17 protein-coding genes and 1 tRNA gene are annotated in these 22,383 nt (G+C 61.1%); 9 read left to right on the forward strand and 9 right to left on the reverse strand.

Annotated features, from left to right (window positions below; translation table 11 throughout):
* Positions 1-135 precede the first annotated feature (135 nt).
* Together FJ960_RS03430 and gltB are read right to left on the reverse strand one after the other, a co-directional pair.
* A complete protein-coding gene (locus tag FJ960_RS03430) occupies positions 136-1,590 on the reverse strand; it encodes a glutamate synthase subunit beta (RefSeq protein WP_140504244.1) in 1,455 nt (484 codons plus the stop codon).
* 142 nt (positions 1,591-1,732) lie between these two features.
* A complete protein-coding gene (gene gltB, locus FJ960_RS03435) occupies positions 1,733-6,466 on the reverse strand; it encodes a glutamate synthase large subunit (protein WP_140711896.1) in 4,734 nt (1,577 codons plus the stop codon).
* A 489-nt stretch (positions 6,467-6,955) separates the two neighbouring features.
* Between gltB and FJ960_RS03440 the strand changes: the two genes are divergently transcribed.
* Entirely contained in the window at positions 6,956-8,008 is a 1,053-nt protein-coding gene (locus tag FJ960_RS03440) for a low specificity L-threonine aldolase (protein ID WP_140711898.1), read from the forward strand.
* Positions 8,009-8,078: 70 nt separating this feature from the next.
* On the opposite strand, the gene FJ960_RS03445 is transcribed toward FJ960_RS03440, so the two are convergent.
* Positions 8,079-8,546: an Hsp20 family protein gene (locus tag FJ960_RS03445; protein WP_027142918.1), complete on the reverse strand. Its 468-nt coding sequence runs from the start codon at positions 8,544-8,546 to the stop codon at positions 8,079-8,081.
* Between the two features lie 480 nt (positions 8,547-9,026).
* On the opposite strand from FJ960_RS03445, the gene FJ960_RS03450 reads away from it, so the two are divergent.
* Positions 9,027-10,004 (forward strand): alpha/beta hydrolase, encoded by a 978-nt coding sequence (locus FJ960_RS03450; protein WP_140711900.1) that lies wholly within the window; start codon positions 9,027-9,029, stop codon positions 10,002-10,004.
* A gap of 94 nt (positions 10,005-10,098) precedes the next feature.
* Here the strand turns inward: FJ960_RS03450 and hisN are convergent, their stop codons facing one another.
* Together hisN and FJ960_RS03460 are read right to left on the reverse strand one after the other, a co-directional pair.
* A complete protein-coding gene (hisN, locus tag FJ960_RS03455) occupies positions 10,099-10,872 on the reverse strand; it encodes a histidinol-phosphatase (protein ID WP_140711902.1) in 774 nt (257 codons plus the stop codon).
* A gap of 387 nt (positions 10,873-11,259) precedes the next feature.
* Positions 11,260-12,201 (reverse strand): N-formylglutamate amidohydrolase, encoded by a 942-nt coding sequence (locus FJ960_RS03460; protein WP_140711904.1) that lies wholly within the window; start codon positions 12,199-12,201, stop codon positions 11,260-11,262.
* Positions 12,202-12,363: 162 nt separating this feature from the next.
* On the opposite strand from FJ960_RS03460, the gene FJ960_RS03465 reads away from it, so the two are divergent.
* The 3 genes from FJ960_RS03465 (at position 12,364) to FJ960_RS29390 (ending at position 13,185) form a co-directional block, all read left to right on the forward strand.
* Positions 12,364-12,726, forward strand: coding sequence for a response regulator (locus tag FJ960_RS03465; protein ID WP_006199474.1), 363 nt, complete (start codon positions 12,364-12,366; stop codon positions 12,724-12,726).
* A 116-nt stretch (positions 12,727-12,842) separates the two neighbouring features.
* Positions 12,843-12,917 (forward strand) — tRNA-Val (locus FJ960_RS03470).
* A gap of 100 nt (positions 12,918-13,017) precedes the next feature.
* The gene (locus FJ960_RS29390; protein WP_181174146.1) at positions 13,018-13,185 is read left to right on the forward strand and encodes a hypothetical protein; all 168 of its coding nucleotides are present in this window, start codon (positions 13,018-13,020) and stop codon (positions 13,183-13,185) included.
* Between the two features lie 81 nt (positions 13,186-13,266).
* On the opposite strand, the gene FJ960_RS03475 is transcribed toward FJ960_RS29390, so the two are convergent.
* The 4 genes from FJ960_RS03475 to FJ960_RS03490 all read right to left on the reverse strand — a co-directional run bounded on the left by FJ960_RS03475 (position 13,267) and on the right by FJ960_RS03490 (position 17,692).
* The gene (locus FJ960_RS03475; RefSeq protein WP_140711906.1) at positions 13,267-14,061 is read right to left on the reverse strand and encodes a hypothetical protein; all 795 of its coding nucleotides are present in this window, start codon (positions 14,059-14,061) and stop codon (positions 13,267-13,269) included.
* A 24-nt stretch (positions 14,062-14,085) separates the two neighbouring features.
* Complete coding sequence (locus FJ960_RS03480) at positions 14,086-14,985, reverse strand: DUF2971 domain-containing protein (RefSeq protein ID WP_181174147.1); 900 nt, start codon at positions 14,983-14,985, stop codon at positions 14,086-14,088.
* A 703-nt stretch (positions 14,986-15,688) separates the two neighbouring features.
* Entirely contained in the window at positions 15,689-16,006 is a 318-nt protein-coding gene (locus FJ960_RS03485; RefSeq protein WP_140711910.1) for a hypothetical protein, read from the reverse strand.
* A 531-nt stretch (positions 16,007-16,537) separates the two neighbouring features.
* Positions 16,538-17,692, reverse strand: coding sequence for a dihydrodipicolinate synthase family protein (locus tag FJ960_RS03490; RefSeq protein ID WP_140711912.1), 1,155 nt, complete (start codon positions 17,690-17,692; stop codon positions 16,538-16,540).
* Between the two features lie 242 nt (positions 17,693-17,934).
* Here FJ960_RS03490 and FJ960_RS03495 point away from each other — a divergent pair, with 242 nt between their 5' ends.
* The 4 genes from FJ960_RS03495 to FJ960_RS03510 are packed head-to-tail and all read left to right on the forward strand — an operon-like array spanning position 17,935 to position 22,367.
* Complete coding sequence (locus FJ960_RS03495; RefSeq protein WP_140711914.1) at positions 17,935-18,987, forward strand: LacI family DNA-binding transcriptional regulator; 1,053 nt, start codon at positions 17,935-17,937, stop codon at positions 18,985-18,987.
* Positions 18,984-20,000, forward strand: coding sequence for a Gfo/Idh/MocA family oxidoreductase (locus tag FJ960_RS03500; RefSeq protein ID WP_140711916.1), 1,017 nt, complete (start codon positions 18,984-18,986; stop codon positions 19,998-20,000). Before FJ960_RS03495 ends, FJ960_RS03500 begins: the two co-directional genes overlap by 4 nt.
* Entirely contained in the window at positions 19,997-21,598 is a 1,602-nt protein-coding gene (locus FJ960_RS03505; protein ID WP_140711918.1) for an acyl CoA:acetate/3-ketoacid CoA transferase, read from the forward strand. Before FJ960_RS03500 ends, FJ960_RS03505 begins: the two co-directional genes overlap by 4 nt.
* Positions 21,591-22,367: an enoyl-CoA hydratase/isomerase family protein gene (locus tag FJ960_RS03510; RefSeq protein ID WP_140504264.1), complete on the forward strand. Its 777-nt coding sequence runs from the start codon at positions 21,591-21,593 to the stop codon at positions 22,365-22,367. Before FJ960_RS03505 ends, FJ960_RS03510 begins: the two co-directional genes overlap by 8 nt.
* Positions 22,368-22,383 lie beyond the last annotated feature (16 nt).

Genomic DNA, 22,383 nt, shown 5'->3' on the forward strand with positions numbered 1-22,383 from the left:
TCCAGCCAGCATCTTGAATCACAAATCCGACCGACCGGGAATCCCTTCCGATTCAATCAAGCGATGAAACGCTCTAGGGAATTGCGTAAAGCAAAGAGCTAGAGCAGGTTAGCGAGTCTATCAAACGCTGAACCGCTAACGCGGCAGGACGGTCGTCCCCATCAGCGCCTCGTCGATCGAGCGTGCCGCCTGGCGGCCTTCGCGGATCGCCCAGACAACCAGCGACTGGCCGCGGCGCACATCGCCCGCCGCGTAGAGCCGGTCGACGCTGGTCCTGTAGTCGCGGTCGTTGGCCTCAACATTCCTGGAACGGCGGCTGTCCGTGGTGATCTTCATCTCACCCTCCAGTTCCGCCGCAACCCCTCCCATCGCCGGGCCGGCAAAGCCGATGGCGATGAAGGCAAGATCGGCGCGGATGACGAATTCGGTGCCGGCGATCGGCTTGCGCTTCTCGTCGACCTCGCAGCACTTGACGCCGGTGAGCTGGCCTTCCTCGCCGATGAATTCGAGAGTCGCCACCTGGAATTCGCGTTCAGCGCCCTCAGCCTGCGAGGACGAGGTACGCATCTTCGTTGCCCAGTAGGGCCAGACGGAGAGCTTGTCTTCCTTCTCGGGCGGCTGCGGGCGGATGTCGAGTTGGGTGACGCGCACCGCACCCTGGCGGAAGGCGGTGCCGACGCAGTCGGACGCGGTATCGCCGCCACCGACGACGACGACATGCTGGCCACCGGCGATGATCGGATGCGACGGCCACGCCACGGACTGGATCGGCTCGCCGCCGACGCGGCGGTTCTGCTGCACCAGATAGGGCATCGCGTCATGCACGCCGCCGAGATCGTCACCGGGAATTCCGGCGGCGCGCGGCGTTTCCGAACCGCCGCAATAGAGCACGGCATCATGTTCGGTCAGCAGTTCCGCGACGGGCTTGTCGACGCCGACATTGACGCCGCAATGGAAGGTGACGCCCTCGCCCTGCATCTGTTCGATGCGCCGATCGATATAGTGCTTCTCGATCTTGAAGTCGGGAATACCGTAACGCATCAGCCCGCCGGGGCGGCTCTCGCGCTCGTAGACATGCACGTCGTGGCCAGCGCGGCCAAGCTGCTGGGCGGCCGCCATGCCGGCCGGGCCGGAGCCGATGATGGCGACCCGCTTGCCGGTCTTCTTCTCCGGCGGATAGGGCCTGATATGCCCGGTCTCGTAAGCCTTGTCCGCGATCGCCTGCTCCACCGTCTTGATGGCGACTGGAATGTCCTCGAGGTTGAGCGTACAGGCTTCCTCGCAGGGTGCCGGACAGATGCGGCCGGTGAACTCCGGGAAATTGTTAGTCGAGTGCAGGTTGCGGATCGCGTTGTCCCAGTCCCTGTTGTAGACGAGGTCGTTCCAGTCGGGAATCTGGTTGTGGATCGGGCAGCCCGTCGGCCCGTGGCAGAAAGGAATGCCGCAATCCATGCAGCGCGCGGCCTGTTTCTCGACCTCCTTGTCCGACATCGGCAGCGTGAACTCGCGGAAGTGCCGAATGCGGTCCGAGGCTGGCTGGTACTTGTGCACCTGCCGGTCGATTTCGAGAAAGCCTGTTACCTTGCCCATAGTCCAGTTCCTGCTGTCCAGATGGTGCGGTTTTCGCCGCACCCGTTAACCTCTTGAGGCAGCCATGGCAACCTTGAGCCCGAGGTCAAACTGTCGATGAAAGGGGCCGGGAAGCCTGGGCTCCCCGGCAATTCTCAAAAATCTATTCGGCCGCGACGCCCATGCGCATGCGTTCCATCTCGATCAGCGCGCGGCGGTATTCGACCGGCATGATCTTGCGGAATTTCGGCCGGAAAATCGTCCAGTCGTCGAGGATCTCGCGGCCGCGTACCGAACCCGTATAATGCACGTGGTTCGAGATCAGTTGGTAAAGCCGCTCCTCGTCATGGCTGGTCATGTCGCCCGACACGTCAACGCGACCCTTGTGATCGAGGTCGCCGCCATGGTGCAGCAGCTTTTCCATGAGGTCGTCTTCTTCCGGAACCGGCTCCAGCTCGACCATGGCCATGTTGCAGCGCTCGGCGAAATCGCCCGCCTCGTCCAGCACATAGGCGACACCGCCCGACATGCCGGCGGCGAAGTTGCGGCCGGTTTTGCCGATGACGACGACGACGCCGCCGGTCATGTATTCGCAGCCATGGTCGCCAACGCCTTCGACGACGGCTGCCACGCCCGAATTGCGCACGGCGAAACGCTCGCCCGCTACGCCGGCGAAATAGGCCTCGCCCTCGGTCGCGCCATAGAGCACCGTGTTGCCGACGATGATGGAGTCGGCCGCGACGATCCTGGCCTCTTGCGGCGGCCGGATGACGATGCGTCCGCCCGACAGGCCCTTGCCGACATAGTCGTTGCCGGCACCGACGAGCTCGAACGAGATGCCGCGCGCCAGAAAGGCGCCGAAGGACTGCCCCGCGGTTCCGGTGAGCTTGACCTGGATCGTGTCCTCGCGCAGGCCCTTGTGCCTGAAGCGCTTGGCCACCTCACCCGACAGCATGGCACCCGTCGAGCGGTCGACATTGCGGATGTCGACTTCGATCTTGACCGGCTGCTTGGTCTCCAGCGCGGGCCTGGCCAGTTCGATCAGCTTGCGGTCGAGCACATCATCGATCGGGTGTTTCTGCCGTTCGGTCCAGTGCGCCGCTTCATGCGGCGCATCGGGCTTGTAGAACATCTTCGAGAAGTCGAGCCCGCGCGCCTTCCAGTGCTGGATCACGTCGCGCTTTTCCAGAAGGTCGGCGTCGCCGATGATCTGGTCAATATGGGTGAAGCCCATCTCGGCGAGCAGCGCCCGCACCTCTTCAGCCACGTAGAAGAAGAAGTTGATGACGTGCTCGGGCGTGCCCTTGAAGCGCTTGCGCAGCACCGGGTCCTGCGTTGCCACACCGACAGGGCAGGTGTTGAGGTGGCACTTGCGCATCATGATGCAGCCGGCCGCGATCAGCGGCGCGGTCGAGAAGCCGAACTCGTCGGCGCCGAGCAGCGCGCCGATGATGACGTCGCGCCCGGTGCGCAAACCGCCATCGACCTGCAGCGCCACGCGTGAGCGCAGGCCGTTCAGCACCAGCGTCTGGTGCGTCTCGGCGAGACCCATTTCCCACGGGCTGCCGGCATGCTTGAGCGAGGTCAGCGGCGACGCGCCGGTGCCGCCATCATAGCCCGAAATGGTGATGTGGTCGGCCCGCGCCTTGGCGACGCCCGCCGCGACCGTGCCGACACCGACTTCCGACACCAGCTTGACCGACACGTCGGCCGCCGGATTGACGTTCTTCAGATCGTAGATCAGCTGCGCCAGGTCCTCGATCGAGTAGATATCGTGATGCGGTGGCGGCGAGATCAGGCCGACGCCAGGCGTCGAGTGCCTCACCTTGGCGATGGTGGCGTCGACCTTGTGGCCTGGCAACTGGCCGCCCTCGCCGGGCTTGGCGCCTTGCGCGACCTTGATCTGCATCATGTCGGAGTTGACGAGATATTCCGCAGTCACGCCGAACCGTCCCGAAGCGACCTGCTTGATCGCCGAGCGTTCCGGATTCTTGCCGCCGCCAGGCAGCGGCAGGTAGCGATCGGCCTCTTCGCCGCCTTCACCGGTGTTCGACTTGCCGCCGATCTGGTTCATGGCACGTGCCAGCGTGGTGTGCGCTTCCCTGGAAATCGAGCCGAACGACATCGCCCCGGTCGAGAAGCGCTTGACGATGTCGGCCGCCGGCATCACGTCGTCGAGTGCGACCTTCGTGCGGCCGGTCTCACCCGCCAGCTTGATCTTGAACAGGCCGCGGATGGTCTGGGCGCGGGCCGTCTCGCTGTCGATTTGCGCCGAATAGTCCTTGAACGTCTCCCACGATCCCTGGCGCACCGCGTGCTGCAAGGTGGCGACCGCGTCGGGCGACCACATATGCGCCTCGCCGCGCATGCGGAACAGATATTCGCCGCCGACCTCCAGGCTGTTGCGCAGCACCGGATCGCTGCCGAAACCGTCCGTGTGGCGACTGACGGTTTCGCCTGCGACCTCATCCAGTCCGACGCCTTCGATCAGCGTCGCGGTGCCGGTGAAGTATTGCTGCACGAAATCCGACTTCAGCCCGATAGCGTCGAATATCTGCGCGCCGCAATAAGACTGATAGGTCGAGATCCCCATCTTGGACATCACCTTGAGGATACCCTTGCCGATCGACTTGATGTAGCGCGACACCACTTCATAGGCGTCGACCTCTTCCGGCAGTTCGCCGCGCTTGTGCATGTCGAGCAGCGTGTCGAAGGCGAGATAGGGATTGATCGCTTCCGCGCCATAGCCGGCGAGGCAGCAGAAATGATGCACCTCGCGCGGCTCGCCGGATTCGACGACCAGGCCGACCGCGGTGCGCAGTCCCTTGCGGATCAGGTGGTGGTGCACGGCGGCCGTCGCCAGCAGTGCCGGAATGGCGATGCGGTCCGGCCCGAGCTGGCGGTCGGACAGGATGATGATGTTGTAGCCGCCGGCGACCGCCGCTTCGGCCCGCTCGCACAGACGTTCGACGGCGCCCTGCATGCCGGCAGCGCCCTCGCTCGATCCATAGGTGATGTCGATCGTCTTGGTGTCGAAACGGTCCTCGGTGTGGCCGATGGAGCGGATCTTCTCGAGGTCGCCATTGGTCAGGATCGGCTGGCGCACCTCGAGGCGCTTGCGCCGCGAATTGCCGACCAGGTCGAAGATGTTCGGCCGCGGTCCGATGAAGGACACCAGGCTCATCACCAGCTCCTCGCGGATCGGGTCGATCGGCGGGTTGGTGACTTGGGCGAAGTTCTGCTTGAAATAGGTGTAGAGCAGCTTCGACTTGTCCGACATCGCCGAGATCGGCGTGTCGGTGCCCATCGAGCCCACCGCTTCCTGGCCGGTGGTCGCCATCGGCGACATCAACAGCTTGGTGTCTTCCTGGGTGTAGCCGAACGCCTGCTGGCGATCGAGCAGGCTGACATCCTTGCGCAGCGCGCGAGGCTCGACCGGCTTCAAATCTTCCAGGATGAGCTGCGTATTGCCAAGCCAGGTCTTGTACGGGTGCTTGGTCGCGATCTCCGACTTGATCTCCTCGTCGGGGACGATGCGGCCCTTGGCCAGGTCGATCAGAAGCATGCGGCCGGGCTGCAGCCGCCACTTCTGGACGATCTTTTCCTCCGGCACCGGCAGCACGCCGGCTTCCGAAGCCATGATGACGCGGTCGTCATCGGTGACGATGTAGCGTGCAGGGCGCAATCCATTGCGGTCGAGCGTGGCGCCGATCTGGCGTCCATCGGTGAAAGCGACCGCCGCCGGCCCGTCCCACGGCTCCATCAACGCCGCATGGTACTCGTAGAAAGCCTTGCGGTCGGCATCCATGAGCTTGTTGCCGGCCCAGGCTTCCGGGATCAGCATCATCATGGCGTGGCTGAGGCTGTAGCCGCCCTGGAACAGGAACTCGAGCGCGTTGTCGAAGCACGCCGTATCGGACTGGCCGTCATAGGAGATCGGCCAGAGCTTCGAGATGTTGTTGCCGAACAGTTCGGAATCGACCGACGCCTGCCTGGCAGCCATCCAGTTGTTGTTGCCGCGCACGGTGTTGATCTCGCCATTGTGCGCGACCATGCGGTAGGGATGCGCCAGCTTCCACGATGGGAAGGTATTGGTCGAGAAGCGCTGGTGGACGAGGATCAGCGCGGTCTCGAAACGCGGGTCCTTGAGGTCCTTGTAATAGGCGCCGACCTGATAGGCCAGGAACATGCCCTTGTAGACGATGGTGCGCGCCGACAGCGACACGCAATAGGCGCCGATGTCCTTGTTGTCGTTCTCGGCGTAGATGCGGCCCGAGATGACCTTGCGCAGCAGATAGAGCCTGGCCTCGTATTCCTCGTCGTCGGTGATATCAGCCGTGCGGCCGATGAAGACCTGGCGGTGGAAGGGCTCGGACGCGACGATGTCAGCCGCCTTCGACAGCGACGAATTATCGACGGGCACGTCACGGAATCCCAGCAGCGGGAGCCCTTCGGACTGCGCCGATTCCGCGATGATCTCTTCGACATGGGCGCGAAGGATGGCATCTTGCGGCATGAACCAGTGTCCGACGCCATACTGGCCTACCGGTGGCAGATCAATCCCTTGGGCCGCCATCTCCTCACGGAAAAAAAGATCCGGAAGCTGCACCAGCACGCCGGCGCCATCGCCGACCAGCGGATCGGCACCGACGGCGCCGCGATGCGTCAGGTTCTCGAGCATCGCAAGCCCGTCCTTGACGATCTGATGCGACTTCACGCCCTTCATGTTGACGATGAAGCCGACACCGCAGGCGTCATGTTCATTGCGCGGGTCGTAGAGTCCCTGGGCGGTGAGGCCGCCGGTGGTCGTGCGATTTTTGGTGGAGGTATTTTTGACGGCGGCCGCTTTCGTCTGCGCGGCCTGGCCGTTCGTCGCAGAGAGCGTCAATTCCGTCATCGTCCTATCCTCCGTTCCGCGCCACTGGCCTTGGTCAGCCTGGGGGCGCTGGTTTGCCTTGGCGAGCACTTGGGCTCGCCCTTCATCCTTGCGGCACGTCTTGCGAAATCGCCGAACCAAGCGGCGCGCCGCTGGTTCACATCCGGTATCGTACAGGCCAGAGCTGGTCCGTCCACCTGTCGCTCGCGGCAAAAGCCGGAGTGGCCTAAACGATACGCCAATCCAGCCTGTTTTGTGCGACAAAATAAGACAGCACTACTGTCCTAAATTTTTATGACAGAAATCCAGGACCCATACAAGACCGATTCACAAAAAACTTGGCCGCGCCGCGACACAAAATTTCGTCAGGCGGCTGCAAAACGTAAGCTTCGGTCTCCGAAGACGCCGCGAGCCCGACGCTGGCTTTACCCGTTTTCTTGTGTCTGGCTCTTGCGGGCGGGTCATGAAACCGGTCAAGCTCCCGGCGATTTCCCCAGCACAGGCAGACGCATGTTCTTCGCTTCCGACAATTGGGCAGGCGCCCATCCAAACATTGCAGCCGGCCTTTCGGCCCACACCGCCGGCTTTTCGACCGCCTATGGCGATGGTGCCCTCGACCAAACCGTCTATCAGCGCTTCAGCGAGATTTTCGAGCGCGAAGTGGCCGTGTTCTTCGTGGCGACCGGCACCGCCGCCAATTCGCTGTCGCTGACGGCCTATAACAAGCCCGGCGGCATTTCCTTCGCCCACCGCGAATCGCATATCATCGAGGACGAGTGCGGCGCGCCGGAACATTTTTCCGGCGGCTCGCGGCTTCACGCCGTCGACGGCCCGCTGGGCAAGCTCGAGCCACATAATCTGGACAAGGCGATCGGCCGTTTCGCCGGCGAGGTAGTCCATTGGGGCCGGCCGATGGCCGTTTCGGTCACCCAGTCGACCGAGGTCGGCACGATCTATGGCCTGGACGACATTGCCGCGATTGCGGCGATCGCCAAACACCATTCCGTGCCGCTGCACATGGACGGCGCCCGCTTCGCCAATGCGCTGGTCGCGCTCGACACCACGCCGGCTGAAATGACCTGGAAACGCGGCGTCGACATCCTGTCCTTCGGCGGCACCAAGAACGGCTGCTGGTGCGCCGAGGCGATCGTGCTGTTCGATCTCGATCGCGCCAAGGAATTGGCTTTTCTGCGCAAGCGTGCCGCCCAGCTGTTTTCGAAGTCGCGTTTCGTCGCGGCGCAGTTCGAAGCCTATTTCAAGGATGGGCTGTGGCTCGATACCGCCAGGCATGCCAATGCCATGGCCGCGCGCCTGGCGGCCGCGATCGAGGATTCGGCCACTGCAAAGCTCGCCTGGCTGCCGCAGGCCAACGAAGTCTTCGCGGTGATCAAGAAAACCGAAGCCGAGAAGCTGCAGGCGGCGGGCGCGGCCTTCTACGACTGGCACAGGCCGCACGGCTTCGACGGCCATATCGGCGAGGACGAGCTGCTCTATCGCTTCGTCACCAGCTTTGCGACGACCTCGGAGGAAGTCGACCGCTTTGGCCAGCTGATCGCGGGATAATCAGCCTTCGCGACAACAAAAAAGCGGCGCCTTTCGGCGCCGCTTTCCGTCTCGGGAGGGAGACTAAACCTTAGGCTGCCGTCTTGGCCTCGATCTGCTTGGCCTTGGCCGGAGCCGAGGTGATCGCGATCTTGCGCGGCTTCAGCTCTTCGGGAATGTTGCGCTTGAGGTCGACGAAGAGCAGGCCGTTCTTCAGCGCGGCGCCGACGACTTCAACGTGATCGGCAAGCTGGAAGCGGCGCTCGAAGGCCCTGGAGGCAATGCCGCGATAGAGCAGCTCGGAGCCTTCGCCGGTGCCCTCGTCCTTGCGCTCACCCTTCACCGTCAACACGTTGCGGTGGGCTTCGATGGAGATCTCGTCATCCGAGAAGCCGGCAACCGCCATCGAGATGCGGTAGGAATCCTCACCGGTGCGCTCGATGTTGTAGGGCGGATAGGTCTGCGCGCCATCGGGCTGCGCGAGCGAATCGAGCATGGTGAAGAGACGGTCGAAGCCGACGGTCGAACGGTAAAGCGGGGAAAAATCAACGTGACGCATGAGGTGTTCTCCTGTTGAGCAACATGGTTTGCGTATGGCCGGTGCGAAACCCGTAAGCGGCGTTTCGGCTGGACCAGCGGCCCCGACATTGGCGGCCGCAACCCACATCTGGGGAGCGTTCGAAAGCATTTCAAGTTTCGTTTGACGGCAAAAAGAGTGAGGCCGCTGGCCTTTGATGAACGGCAGATGAACCGGCGCTTCGGCGCCCGTTCAGACAGCCGCCGCTAAAGTGGCTTTCAAGATTAAGGATTGGCGGCGGCGGATTTGCAGAGGTGCCGCATCGAGGCCGAACCGGGTGTTAACGTCCCTTCCTCCCGGATCGACAGGGGCCGGAAGCGCGCTCAAAGCCGCTTCCGGCCTTCCCCGTTGCAGGCCTCCGTAACCCGGATTTGCTTTGCTTTTGATGTGTGGGCGTCTATCACCTTGACGAGGCTGGCCGTGAAGGGCTGGCGCGCCAAGACGCCGAGCACAAAGCGCCGAATGACGGATCTTTTCCACGACACACCCCTTTTTCACGAAGTTGAAGGCAATCCGCGACCGGAAAACGTCACGGGCGGCTTTTTCACCACGCGCGACGGCAAGAAGATCCGTTATGGCCTGTTCGCGGCGGTGACGCGTCCAATGCGGGGCACCGTGGTGCTGCTCGGCGGCCGCAACGAGTGCATCGAGAAATATTTCGAGACCATCCGCGACCTTGCCGCGCGGGGCTTCGGTGTCGCCACCCTCGACTGGCGCGGTCAGGGCGATTCCGACCGGCTGATCCGCGATCGCCAGCGCGGCTATGTTAGGTCGTTCCGCGACTATACGGCCGATCTGGAGCAGTTCTTCGAGGAGATCGTGCTGCCGGACTGCCGTGGACCCTATTACATCCTGGCCCATTCCGCCGGGGCGGTAATCACGCTGCTTGCCGCGCCGTCGATGGTGAACCGCGTGCGGCGCATGGTGCTGATCGCGCCATTCCTGACGTTGCCCGACCTGCCGGTCTCGATAGGGACGGTGCGCCGGGTCTGTTCGATTTTCTGCGCCCTGGGGCTCGGCAGGCTCTATGCCGCCTGGGGTCCACGCCCGAGACAGACGCTGCCTTTCGAGGTCAACAAGGTGACATCAGATCCGCAACGCTATCGCCGCAACACGCGCATCTATGAAGAATATCCGCAACTGGCACTTGGCGGCCCGACTGTCCGCTGGCTGCAGGCGGCGGCGAAGGCGTCGGAAGCCATAAGCGACCCCGACTTCATGGCCCGCATTCAGGTGCCTCTGCTGATCATCGCCGCCGGCGCCGACCAGGTCGTCTCGACCAAGGCGGTGGAAGCATATGCGAGAAATCTGAGACTCGGTTCGCTGTTGATGATCGACGGCGCCAAACACGAAATCCTGCAGGAAGTCGACCTGTACCGCGAACAATTCCTCGCCGCCTTCGACGCCTTCGTCCCCGGCTCGGACGATCCGACGGCCTGACCTCTCCCAGACGCAGGCGGCATTCCGGCAGGTCTACGGGCGCACCCCTGCGGAATTCCAGCGCCCGATAAGGCTGCACTGACCAGGGGCGATGTCAGCCGCGCAGGGCGGCCATGGCGGCGGCATGAAGCTCCGGTGTCGCCGCCGCCAGAACATCGCCGCCATTCTCCGCCGGCCCGCCGTCGAAAGTGGTGACGACACCGCCGGCTTTCTCGATGATCGGGATCAGCGCCACGATGTCATAGGGCTTCAATCCAGGATCGGCGACGATGTCGACGCTTCCCGAGGCGATCATGGCGAAGGCATAGCAATCGGCGCCATAACGGGCGAGCTGGATTTGCCGCTCGAACGCGTCATAGCGATTGCGCGCCTCGCCCCTGAACAGCGCCGGCGTTGTGGTGAACAACGTCGCTTCGGCCAGCTTCGTCGTCTTGCGGGTCGACAGTTTTCGCGGACCTCCCGGTCCCTCATAGTGGGAGCCGGAGCCATTGGCGTAGAACAGCTCGCCGGTGAAGGGCTGCGCCATCATGCCGGCGACCGCGTCACCATCGACCGTCAGCCCGACCAATGTCCCCCACACCGGCAGGCCGGAGATGAAGGCGCGCGTGCCGTCGATCGGGTCGATCACCCAGACATGCCGGCTGGAAATGTTCTCGCTGCCATGCTCTTCGCCCAGGATACCGTGGTCGGGATACTCGGCCGATATCAACGCCCGGATGGCGCGCTCGGCCTCGCGGTCGGCCTCGGTGACCGGGTCGAAACTGCCCTTCTCCTTGTTGGCGACCGCACCTTGGGCGCGAAAGCGCGGCAAGGTCTCGGCGGCCGCCGCTTGCGCGATGCGGCGCATGAAATCGATGCTGATGTCCAACTGATTCTCCCGAATTACGGCATGCCCGGACTGTCGTTTGCCGCCACTTTCGTGCCAAAACAAGGGTGTTCGAGGATTATTCGCCAGCGACATCTGTTGCCCAAATATCACGTTCCCGCCAACGAAACGCAATTTCCACATCACTCTGAATTAAAAAAGCCTAAACGTCGCTTGACATTTGTGCGCTGCACAATACCCTCAATCATGGACAGGGTTTCCTGTCCATGCCCTCCTTGGGCGTTTCCTCCCTAGACTTCGACCGTATCGTGCAAACGATGCGGTCTTTTTTTCACCGCCGCTCCCGGAGCGTGCCGCTCAAATACTGAAAAGGGTCCAAATACTGCAAAGTGTATTGGGCAGTGACACGCATGAGACAAGGCGTGATCTTCACTCCGCGGCCAGCGGCAGGTCGATGAAATGATGGTCTGGCATCGCCATCAGGTCGGCTGAAAATCGCGTCAGATCGTCGGCCAGCGCGTCGAAGCCGGCGGCTTTCTCGAATGTCCGCTCATTCATGTAGAGCCCGCGATTGACCTCGATCTGCAGCGCATGCAGATGACGCGCCGGGCGGCCATAGTGTTCCGTGATGAAACCGCCGGCGTAAGGCTTGTTGTGAGCGACGGTATAGCCCATCGCGGTCAGCAGGCCGATCGCGGTTTCGGTCAGGGCCGCGGTGGCCGAGATGCCGAAACGGTCGCCGATGATGAAATCCGGCCGCAGCCCGTTGTCACCGACGCGGATGCTCGCCGGCATCGAGTGGCAGTCGATCAGCACGGCAAAGCCGAAACGGGCATGGGTCCTGGTCAAAAGCCGCTTCAGCGTTTCGTGATAGGGCTTGTAGACGGCCTCGATGCGGGCAACCGCCTCGGCGAGCGGCAAGCGGCCCGCATAGATGTCGAGCCCCTCGCCCACCAGCTTCGGCACGGTGCCGAGCCCGCCGGCCACGCGCGCGGAGCGGATATTGCAGAAGGACGGCACCGGCTCGGCGAACATGCGCGGGTCGAGTTCCCAGGGCTCACGGTTGACGTCGAGATAGGCACGCGGGAAATTCGCCGCCAGCATCGGCGCGCCCAGCGCCACGGCGCCGCCGAACAGCTCGTCGACATAGCAATCCTCTGAGCGGCGGATGGCGTTGCGATCGAGCCTTGCCATGGCAAGGAAGCGTTCGGGATAGTAACGGCCGCTATGCGGTGAATTGAAGAGAAAGGGGACGCGCTGCTCGGCGCCCGACCGGATTTCGAAGGGTGGAAAGACCGAAAAATCCTCGGCTGCCGTCTTCAATTTGAACGAACCCGAAAACACCAGTGTATCATGGCACGAAACTGCCACCTTGCTGGCCGCATGTCCAGCATTTCAGCGGTCGTGCAGCTGGGCAAATGTGGGTCAAGCGAGTCCGCGTTCACTTGATGTTTACTCTCACCTCCTCATATACAGGATGGTTAACGGGCCTGCCCCACGGCAGTCTCCGGCGGGTGATTCGGACGGGATATCATGGCACGCATTCTTCTGGCGGAAGACGACGACGATATGCGTCGGTTCCTCGTCAAGGCGCTGGAGCGCGCCGGCTATCAGGTCAGCGATTTCGACAACGGCGCCAGCGCCTATGAGCGGCTGCGCGAGGAACCGTTCTCGCTGCTTCTGACCGACATCGTCATGCCGGAGATGGACGGCATCGAACTGGCGCGTCGCGCCACCGAGATCGATCCCGACCTCAAGGTCATGTTCATCACCGGTTTTGCCGCCGTCGCGCTGAACCCGGATTCCAAGGCGCCGAAAGACGCCAAGGTGCTGTCCAAGCCCTTCCACCTGCGCGATCTGGTCAACGAGGTCGAGAAGATGCTGCAGGCGGCTTGAACCGCCTTCCGCGAGCCGCCCGCCTCGGTCCACAGCCGCGGCGGGACGACGTGTTTTTTCCTCTTTTCCTGCTATTGACGCGCCTGACCAAAAATGGTGTATGCGCGGCTTCGGATGGGCGTGTAGCTCAGCGGGAGAGCACTGCATTGACATTGCAGGGGTCACAGGTTCAATCCCTGTCACGCCCACCATCCAACCCCTTGGTTTTGTTGAATAAACAAACTTAAGGCGTTCCTCCGAAGAACCATCAATCGGCTACTGGCTCCACTCTGGCTCCAGGAAACGCTAATCATGGCTTCGATCCGCAAACACAGAGACAAATATCAGGCCCGCATTCGCAGGCAGGGTTTTCCCACGCTGACCAAGGCGTTCCATCGCCTGTCTGACGCAAAGGAATGGGCAAGGCTGATGGAGACGCAAGCCGACAGGCAAGAGCTTGCACTAGGAAGGCGCTTGTAGACGCCATAAAGCTGGCCGTCGAAATCGGGAGCGGTCGACCGGTCGGAATGAATTGCCTCAGATTATGTGTTATTTTCATCATTACCCGACGTGCCCTAGGGGGTCACCGGTAGATGGTTCGCTAAATTCGCGCATCCGATCGTTTACTAGCTCGGTATAGCGTGTAATGGTTTCAAGTACGAATGCACAAAGAAACAGCTGGAAACTCGATGGATCAGAAAACGAGACTTCTTGATCTTCGACCCTCATAAAACTCACCGGATGAGTATGAACAAATGCCGAAAAGTAGGCCTGCAAAAACTCAAAATCCTCGGAGTCCCATCCTGCCTCGCGAACGGCCCCCCTTGCGCCGGAGTGAAACACAAGTTGACCTTCTCTGAACTTAGAAATTTGCTCGCTATTGAAATCCAGCCTTGAAGCGAACTCGCCTATCTTCGACCTCAGACTTTCCTTCATCTCCTCATAGTTTTCAAAAAAAGCGAATTGGCTTCTTTCCCTTAACGGTGATAAAAATCTCTTTCTATTTGTAAGGTCATGTAGATACAATATATGCCGCCGCAAATTCCACGCGTCTGCATCCAAGCCGGGTTCAGAAATATACATTGTCATAAGAGAGGCATCTATCGACGCGCGTCCTAACGTTGCAATCGAGAAATGATCCAAAAGACCAGTTTCTAACCCCTTTTCGACTAGCTCAATGGTAGACAGATTATGTGCTGTGATCTTGCTAAAAACAAAGAGCGCTCTGTTCTGGCGGCCTGTGTGCACCAGCCCCATATTCGAGTCGGAGATGCCTACTGAATCCGAGATAGTTGCGTCCAGAGCGGCCTTAGTATCCAACAGGCGCTGCTTACCTTCACCCTTGTCGTCGGACATATTTTCTCTCTTGTAAGAATATCATTATCGATATGTCGCTTTAGATGCACGAATCTTGGTAGATTTAAAGCCGTTTGCATTTAAGACCATGCTTATTTCGTTCCCATTATTGCTTGTTCGAGGCCCAAGTACAACCTCTCGAATTAGATCTGCACCCAATCCGTTGATAGGAAGATCGATATAGCCCACAATTCCGCCATTTCTTGATCTAAATCTAACGGCCTGCTTATCTCTCGAAATTTCATCTGCTCCTGATCCCTCAGAGTCGTCCAGGTGCCAACCATCAGAATCTCTTAGAATTGTCATCGCTCTCGCAATACGGACCTCCTTTTCCTCGGAGAAGGCCGGATTCTTCATAAGACACATATCGAATAGGCTAATCATCAGCATCTGATTAACCGCTCTTTTTGCTTCGTCATTAATGGCGCTTCGCCACATCGGGTGCACCAGTGCGAATAAGTCGACAAAATATTGCACCTGCTTTTCGGTGGCATACGTAACCGGCGCGCATCTGACGGATAGTTGTTTTAGCTTCGAACTGTCAAAGCCAACGGAAACGCCGGACCCGTTGTCAGCATAGGCCCTCCATTGACTTAGCACGTCTCCATCTGTCGAGAAGCAGCTCAGGAAAGGCAGAATGTTCATAGCGTTGTTTCTAATTGAGGCGTCAATGAAATCAAAAAATTCACGATCGTATGTTTCAAAAACTTTATTCGCCGCTTCCTCAAAGCGCTCATAGGCCCAGTGCATCTCCGAAAAATCGTTCATCGTGTTAATATCTGAGAGTCTAATTGTTTTGTACTGGGCAATCGAGAGAAACGTATCCACCGAGCAATAGTGATAAGCAATTGGGAACTTGTCAGTGTCAAGCTCATCCAATGAAGGAATCTTCATAGGAACGTATTGCTCTATTTTCTTTTTCATTGGACAAAACCTACGTACCAAGTTCCGAAACCAAAATAAGGGATGCATGCTTTGCTTCTTGCGTTCACGGCGACTTTGTTGGAGGCGGTTGTATAGCCGCTGTTACGGCCTCACAAGTGAATCAGGCCGACCAGATAAAGTTTCCGCAGCTTTGACGAGATGCGTGCAAAGATGAGGTGAATAGGCAGGGACCGGTAGCGTGCGTGGTCTGTGGCGCTTGGGTTTCTGGAATTTCTATTAGCGATTCCCGATGGGTCCCGCTACGCGTCTCCAAGGCGCCCCTGTCAACCCCCCTCGTAGGGGTGGGAGGGTGGAGGGGTCATCCTTGATTTATCATACAAATAGGATAGATAGGAATTGCCTGCGGTGCCATTCTGGCTCCACTGTGGCTTCAATAGGCACCCAGAATAGGGCAAATCTTCCCTTGTCTCCCTTCTCCCATGTCTATCGCTTGTGTCCCGCCGCGAACAAGGCTATTGTCACGGAAGTAGCTGATTTTGTTGTGTCTTTAGAGGTCGGATGGCGTGTAGTAGGCGAAGCCGTTTAGGAGACATTAGTCTCCGTCTCAGCGGGAGAGCACTGCATTGACATTGCAGGGGTCACAGGTTCAATCCCTGTCACGCCCACCATCCAACCCAGACACTCGGACCTTGCATTGTGGGCATGTGTAGCGCGCAACTTCAGTTGGGACCTCCGCGCAACTTCAGTTGGCAGTAACTTTTGGGGCAAACAGGCCGCCATCAGCCATCAATGGCACCTCGCTGCAGCCCTCTCCAGCTGCACGGCATGCAGCGCGAAAGCTGGTATGGAAAATCGACCAATCGTTGATAATCTTGGCATGTGCTTCAGGCAGGCTGGGACAGGCCACCAGCTTCGAGACCAACGTGTTGTAGGCGTTGCGCATGATCTCGACCAACTCCTCATAGGTTTGGAAGAGGCTCTCGGCTCCGTCTTCGGTGAGTTGCGTCACGTCGACCATCATTGTCGGCGGCATCTTCTGTTCCGGCTGGGCGTATTCCATCGCACCCTTTTCCGGAGTCAATGCCGCGTCAGTTCGCAAAAGTTTGGTTCGGAGTTCAGGAGCAATTTTCCGTGCCGCCCTGTGTCTGTTTTATGCTATGTTTTCAATGCATTAGGCGCGGACTGAGTGGCGCTTTTTTTGAACCCCGAAGCTTTCGGCGTAACTCTGTCGCTAGGCAAAAGTTCGGGCGCGCTTTTTGGGCTATTTTTGCCCTTGGCCCGCGCCGATTTCCCCTTTTTTCAACAGGGCTTAGCTGCGTTTCGGCCCGTCTAGTCAACGCGTAAGCTCCAGCCTGGTTTTTCTTGGGTTTGGTGCCAAGTGAAGTTGCGCGACGGTTTCCTTTGGTGACTGTCCGTCCGGGCTCAGTGCTTGTCGCTTTCTCCTTTTGTTTTCAGCGCCTTGCGCGGCATTTCCCGGCGCTTGTCATCTTTTCCCGGAGAAGCCCGCCAATGCCATCCGATCTTGCGCGTTACAGCGCGCGTCTCGTCGCTCACCGGAATGGACGACGGGTGATCCGATCGCGAAGCGCGTTTAGACCCCCGCGACGGCACACAGGCTTTTCATCCGCGAAATGGCAAGGTCGGGGTCGGCCAGCAGTCCAGCCTGGTCGGCTAGGCGGAAGACATCGGCATAATGGAGGATGCCGCGCGCCGACTGCATGCCGCCGACCATCGAAAAATGGTCCTGGTGGCCGTTGAGCCAGGCCATGAAGACGATGCCGGCTTTATAATATTCGGTCGGCGCCTCGAAGATTTTTCGTGACAGCGGCACGGTCGGCGCCATCAGCGCGTCGTAGCCGGCACGATCGCCGTCAGCCAGCTTCGCCAGCGCGGCATTGGCAACCGGCGCGATCGCGTCGAAAATGCCGAGCAATGCGTGCGAGTGCCGCTTGCCGTCTCCGGCGATCAGTTCGGGATAATTGAAGTCGTCGCCGGTGAACATCAACACGCCGTCCGGCAGCCGGTTCCTGAGCGCCACCTCCTTGCCGGCGTCGAGCAGCGATATCTTGATGCCGTCGACCTTGCCGGCGTGGCGCTCGATGATGGCGATCACCGTATCGAGCGCGGCCTCAAAATCGTCGCTGCCCCAATAACTCCTCAAGGCCGGATCAAACATGTCGCCCAGCCAGTGCAGGATGACCTTGCCGGAGGCTTGGCCCAATATGCGGTCGTAAACCAGGGCGTAGTCGTCCGGCCCCTTCGCCACGGCCGCCAGGGCGCGGCTCGCCATCATGATCGCCTTGCCACCCTGGCCTTCGATGAAAGCGAACTGCTCCTCATAGGCGGCGACCACATCGTCCAGTGTCCTGGCCGACGCCGGCGCCAGATGGTCGGTTCCGGCACCCGAGGCGAGATCGGCGCCAGCGACGGTTCGCGCCTCCGCGATTGAACGGCGGATCAATTCCTGCGCATTTGTCCAATCGAAGCCCATGCCACGCTGCGACGTGTCCATCGCCTCTGCGATGCGGAAGCCGAGCCGCCACAGATGATGACGAAACGCCATCGTCCTGTCCCAGTCGACCACTGGCCGCGACCACGGATCGGTCATCTTGAGGGGATCGGCAACGACATGCGCGGCGGCATAGGCGATACGCGGGAACCCCGCGCCGATCACCGGCTGGACCGGCTGTCCGACAAGCGCGTAACGTGTGCTGCGGCCACTCTCGCCCGGCAAGGCAATATCCATCAATCTCTCCCTTTCGACACCTATTAAATGGAACGTTCCAATAAATCAAGAACCTCTAACATTCGAAATGGCCGGCCAGCCAATGCTGCGTTGCAACAAAAAATGGCCTTGGACGGCATGTTTCTTGACCACCATATGATCGCTTCCTTCTGATTGAGAAAGAATCCCGGTTGACTTGCCTATGATGCAGGGATTAGAACGTTCCAATAAAAGTCGATTTAGAAAACCGGGAGGATATCAGGATGGCCAGTCGGGCCAAGGCGACGATCTTCGACATTGCCCGCGAGGCGGGCGTGTCCAAATCGACCGTATCGCTCGTGCTCCAGGGCAGCGGACTGATCCGCCCCGAAACCGCGGTCAAGGTGCGCAAGGCGATCGAGGATGTCGGCTATGTCTACAACCGCGGCGCCGCCAATCTGCGGAAGGCCCATTCCAACGTCATCGGCATGGTCATCAACGATCTCACCAATCCCTTCTTCGCGGAACTGGCAGTGGGCATGGAGCGTGTTTTTCAATCGGCCGGCATCGTGCCCTTCATCGCCAACACGGCCGAAAATCCGGTGCGCCAGGAAGAAGTGCTGAAGTCTCTGATGGAACAGGGCGTCGCCGGGCTCATCGTTTCCCCGGCGCGCGGCACCACGCCAGGGGCGTTCCGGCGGCTGGAAATAGCCGGTCTGCCGATTGCCTTCGCCATGCGCCGGCTGCCTGAAAGCCGCATTCCGGTGATTGCTCCCGACAATCATCGGGGCGCCTATCTCGCCACCGCTCATCTCGTCGGCAAGGGACATCGACGCCTGGCCTTCTTCGGCGGCTCGTCTGATCTGGTGGTCTATCATGAGCGGCTGGGCGGCTTTCGCGAGGCCTGCGAGACGCTCGGCATCGACGCTCGCGACGCGCTCATCATCGAGGGCGAGACCAACCGCAAGGGCGGCATGGCCTGCCTGGAAACGTCACTCGCAATGGCGGAGCCGCCAACCGCGGCGCTCTGCTTCAACGATGCCGTTGCCTTCGGCGTCATGCTGGCGCTGCGCAAGCGTGGACTTGAGCCGGGCCCGGATTTCGCCGTCGTCGGCTTCGACGATGTGGTCGAGGCCGAACATTATATGCCGCCGCTGACCAGCGTCGCGGTGGACTCCGCCGGTCTCGGCGAACGCGCGGCCCACGTCATGATCAAGATGATCCAGTCGCGCACCACGCGCGCCGAGGACCATATCGGCGCCGTCAATCTCGTGGTCAGGGAAAGCTGCGGCCCAGATCGCCGCACGCAAAAAAGGCCTACGGGAGCCGCGACATGAGCGTCAAATGGGGGCTGATCGGCGCCAGCACGATCGCCCGGCAATTCATGATCGACGCCATTCGCGCGCAAGCCGATGGCGAGATCGCGGCGGTAATGAGCTCCAACTCCGAACGCGCCACGGCCTATGCAAGGGAAAATGGCATTCCAGCCGCCGTATCAAATCTCGATGCCTTGCTCGGATCCGACATCGACGCGGTCTACATCTCGACCACCAACGAATTGCATCTCGAACAGGCGCTGGCCGCGATTAAGGCGGGAAAGCATGTGCTGTGTGAAAAGCCGCTGGCGCTGACCAGCGACGACGCGCGCAGAATGGTCGTTGCGGCCAAGGCCGCGGGCATCGTGCTCGGAACCAATCATCATCTGCGCAACGCCGGCGCGCACCGTGCCATGCGCGAGGCTGTTAGCGCAGGCCGCATCGGCCAGCCGATCGCCGCGCGGGTCTTCCACGCCGTCTACCTGCCCGAAAACCTCCAGGGTTGGCGCATCGCCAGGCCTGAGGCGGGCGGCGGCGTGGTGCTCGACATCACCGTGCACGATGCCGACACGCTACGCTTCGTGCTTGGCGACGATCCGGTCGAGGTTTCCGCCTTCACGCAATCCGCCGGTATGGCCGGCAGCGGGCTGGAAGACGGCGCCATGTGTATCTGGCGCTTCAAGTCGGGCCTCATCGCGCAATCGCATGAAGGCTTCACCACCAGATTTGCCGACACCGGCTTCGAGGTGCACGGCTCCCAAGGCTCGCTGATCGCCCGTAACGTGATGACGCAGAAACCGGTCGGCTCTGTCCTTCTGCGCACCTCTAGCGGCGAAGAGGAGTTGAGCTTCGACCGCGAGAATCTCTATGTCAGGTCGGTGCGCCGGTTCCATGCCGCGATCCGTGGCGAGGCCCAGCCGTCCGCCACCGGCGAGGACGGCATCTGGTCGCTCGCCGCGGCCGAGGCGGCATTGCAATCGGCCAATTCCGGCAGAGCCGTCAAGATCGACCCGAAACTCGGGAGCATGAATTGAGCAAGGTCGTTTCGTCGGCGCAGGCAGCCAGCCTGATCAAGGATGGCATGGTCGTCTCGGTGTCCTCGTCGAGCGGCCTCGGCTGTCCGGACGCCGTGCTCGCCGCCATCGGCGAACGCTTTGACAGCGAGGGCCATCCGAAGGACATCACCACGCTGCACCCGATCGCCGCCGGCGATATGTATGGCATCAAGGGCATCGATCATCTGGCCAAGCCGGGCCTGTTGAAGCGTACGCTGTGCGGCTCCTATCCGTCGGGTCCCTCCTCCGCCGAGCCGCCGCGGATCTGGAAGATGATCGGCGACAATGCCGTCGCCGCCTATAACGTGCCGTCCGGCATCCTGTTCGACATGCACCGCGAGGCCGCGGCCAAGCGGCCGGGCGTGCTGACCAAGGTCGGTCTCGACACTTTCGCCGACCCGCGCCACCAGGGCTGCGCGATGAACGCCGCCGCCGGCGAGCCGATCGTGTCGGTGCAGCAATTCGACGGCGAGGAATGGCTCTATTTCCGCGCCATCGTGCCCCAGGTTTCGATCATCCGCGCCACCACGGCGGATGAGCGCGGCAACCTGACTTATGAGCATGAGGGCGCCTATCTCGGCGGCCTGGAACAGGCGCTCGCCGCCCGCAACAATGGCGGCATTGTCATCGCGCAGGTCAAACGCGTCGTCGAGAACGGCACGCTGAAACCGCATGATGTGCGCGTGCCGGGCGTGCTGGTCGATCATATCGTCGTCGCGCCCGACCAGTTGCAGACTACGCTGACGCCTTACGATCCGGCGATTTCGGGTGAAATCTTCCGGCCGCTGTCGAGCTTCCGCACGCCGGAAATGAACGTTCAGAAGGTGATCGCGCGCCGCGTCGCCATGGAGCTTCGCGACGGCATGGCCGTCAATATCGGCTTCGGCATCTCGGCCAACGTGCCGCGCATCCTTCTGGAAGAAGGCCAGCACGGCAAGGTCACCTGGCTGATCGAACAGGGTGCTGTCGGCGGCGTGCCGCTGCTCGACTTCAAGTTCGGCTGCGCCTCCAATGCCGAGGCGATCATGCCCTCGCCGCACCAGTTCATCTATTTCCAGGCTGGCGGCTTCGACGCTTCGCTGCTCTCCTTCCTGCAGATCGACCGCCACGGCTCGGTCAACGTCTCGAAGCTTTCGGCACGGCCGCATGTCACCGCCGGCGCCGGCGGCTTCGTCGACATCACGTCGCGGGCGAAGAAGATCGTGTTTTCCGGCTTCTTCAATGCCGAAGCCAAGCTGTCGCTCGCCGATGGCGGCATCCGCATCGACGCGGAAGGCAAGGTCAAGAAAGTCGTCGAGGAGGTCGAGCACATCTCCTTCTCCGGCAAGCGCGCCGTCGCGCAGGGACAGGATATCACCTATGTGACCGAGCGTTGCGTGATGAAGCTGACATCAGATGGGCTGATGGTGACGGAACTGGCGCCGGGCATCGACCTCGAGCGCGATGTGCTTGGTCAAGCCGAGATCCCGCTCAATGTAGCCAACGACCTCAAGGTGACGCCGACCGCGCTCTACCAGGATCGGCCGATCGGCCTTTCGCTCAATGGCAGCACCCCGCTCGGAGGCGTGCATGGCTGAGCGCCTCGTCACCTTCGAGCAGGATGGTGCGATCGGCACCGTCACCTTGCGCCGGCCCGAAAAATTCAACGCGCTCGACATCCCGATGCTGCGCGCGCTGGAAGCGGCGCTCGACGAGGCGGAAAGCGCCGAAGGTGTGCGCGTGGTGCTCATATGCGGCGAAGGCAAGGGTTTTTGCGCCGGCGGCGATGTCGAAGCCTGGGGCGGCATGAGTGCCGCCGATTTCCAGGTGCAATGGGTGCGCTACGGCCACCGTGTCTTCGACCGGCTGGCACGGCTGCGGCAGCCGACCATCGCCGTTCTGTCCGGCCATGCGCTCGGCGGTGGGCTCGAATTGGCTGTCGCTTGCGATTTTCGCGTCGCGGAAACGCAGGTGAAACTCGGCTTTCCCGAAACCTCGATCGGCGTCGTCCCCGGCTGGTCCGGCACGCAACGCGCGGTGCGCCGCCTCGGCGCTCAGACGGTGCGCCGTATGGCTGTCGGTGGCGAGATTTTTCTGGCGGCGGAAGCGCTTGCGCTGGGTATCGTCGACCGCATCGTCGAAACCGGCAAAGCGTCGGGTGAAGCCAAGACATGGGCTGAAAAAATCGCCGAACGCGGGCCGCTGGCGACCGAAGCCGCCAAGCTGATGATCGCAGTGGCGGAAGGCGAAGAAAGCGCTGCCGCGACCGAAGCCTTGGCCAGCGGCTTCATAGCGCTCACCGGCGATCTCAAGGCCGGCGTCGGCTCCTTCAAGACCAAGCAAAAGCCCGTGTTTTCGCGTTCCTAGGACAGAGTGGAAATCA

This window comes from Mesorhizobium sp. B2-3-11, assembly GCF_006442215.1.
GTDB lineage: Bacteria > Pseudomonadota > Alphaproteobacteria > Rhizobiales > Rhizobiaceae > Mesorhizobium > Mesorhizobium salmacidum.

Excerpts from the sequence above, each read along its gene's own strand:
- FJ960_RS03430 (WP_140504244.1), bottom strand. The coding sequence starts at position 1,590 with ATGGGCAAGGTAACAGGCTTTCTCGAAATCGACCGGCAGGTGCACAAG.
- gltB (WP_140711896.1), bottom strand. The coding sequence starts at position 6,466 with ATGACGGAATTGACGCTCTCTGCGACGAACGGCCAGGCCGCGCAGACG.
- FJ960_RS03440 (WP_140711898.1), top strand. The coding sequence starts at position 6,956 with ATGTTCTTCGCTTCCGACAATTGGGCAGGCGCCCATCCAAACATTGCA.
- FJ960_RS03445 (WP_027142918.1), bottom strand. The coding sequence starts at position 8,546 with ATGCGTCACGTTGATTTTTCCCCGCTTTACCGTTCGACCGTCGGCTTC.
- FJ960_RS03450 (WP_140711900.1), top strand. The coding sequence starts at position 9,027 with ATGACGGATCTTTTCCACGACACACCCCTTTTTCACGAAGTTGAAGGC.
- FJ960_RS03465 (WP_006199474.1), top strand. The coding sequence starts at position 12,364 with ATGGCACGCATTCTTCTGGCGGAAGACGACGACGATATGCGTCGGTTC.
- FJ960_RS29390 (WP_181174146.1), top strand. The coding sequence starts at position 13,018 with ATGGCTTCGATCCGCAAACACAGAGACAAATATCAGGCCCGCATTCGC.
- FJ960_RS03475 (WP_140711906.1), bottom strand. The coding sequence starts at position 14,061 with ATGTCCGACGACAAGGGTGAAGGTAAGCAGCGCCTGTTGGATACTAAG.
- FJ960_RS03480 (WP_181174147.1), bottom strand. The coding sequence starts at position 14,985 with ATGAAAAAGAAAATAGAGCAATACGTTCCTATGAAGATTCCTTCATTG.
- FJ960_RS03485 (WP_140711910.1), bottom strand. The coding sequence starts at position 16,006 with ATGGAATACGCCCAGCCGGAACAGAAGATGCCGCCGACAATGATGGTC.
- FJ960_RS03490 (WP_140711912.1), bottom strand. The coding sequence starts at position 17,692 with ATGGATATTGCCTTGCCGGGCGAGAGTGGCCGCAGCACACGTTACGCG.
- FJ960_RS03495 (WP_140711914.1), top strand. The coding sequence starts at position 17,935 with ATGGCCAGTCGGGCCAAGGCGACGATCTTCGACATTGCCCGCGAGGCG.
- FJ960_RS03500 (WP_140711916.1), top strand. The coding sequence starts at position 18,984 with ATGAGCGTCAAATGGGGGCTGATCGGCGCCAGCACGATCGCCCGGCAA.
- FJ960_RS03510 (WP_140504264.1), top strand. The coding sequence starts at position 21,591 with ATGGCTGAGCGCCTCGTCACCTTCGAGCAGGATGGTGCGATCGGCACC.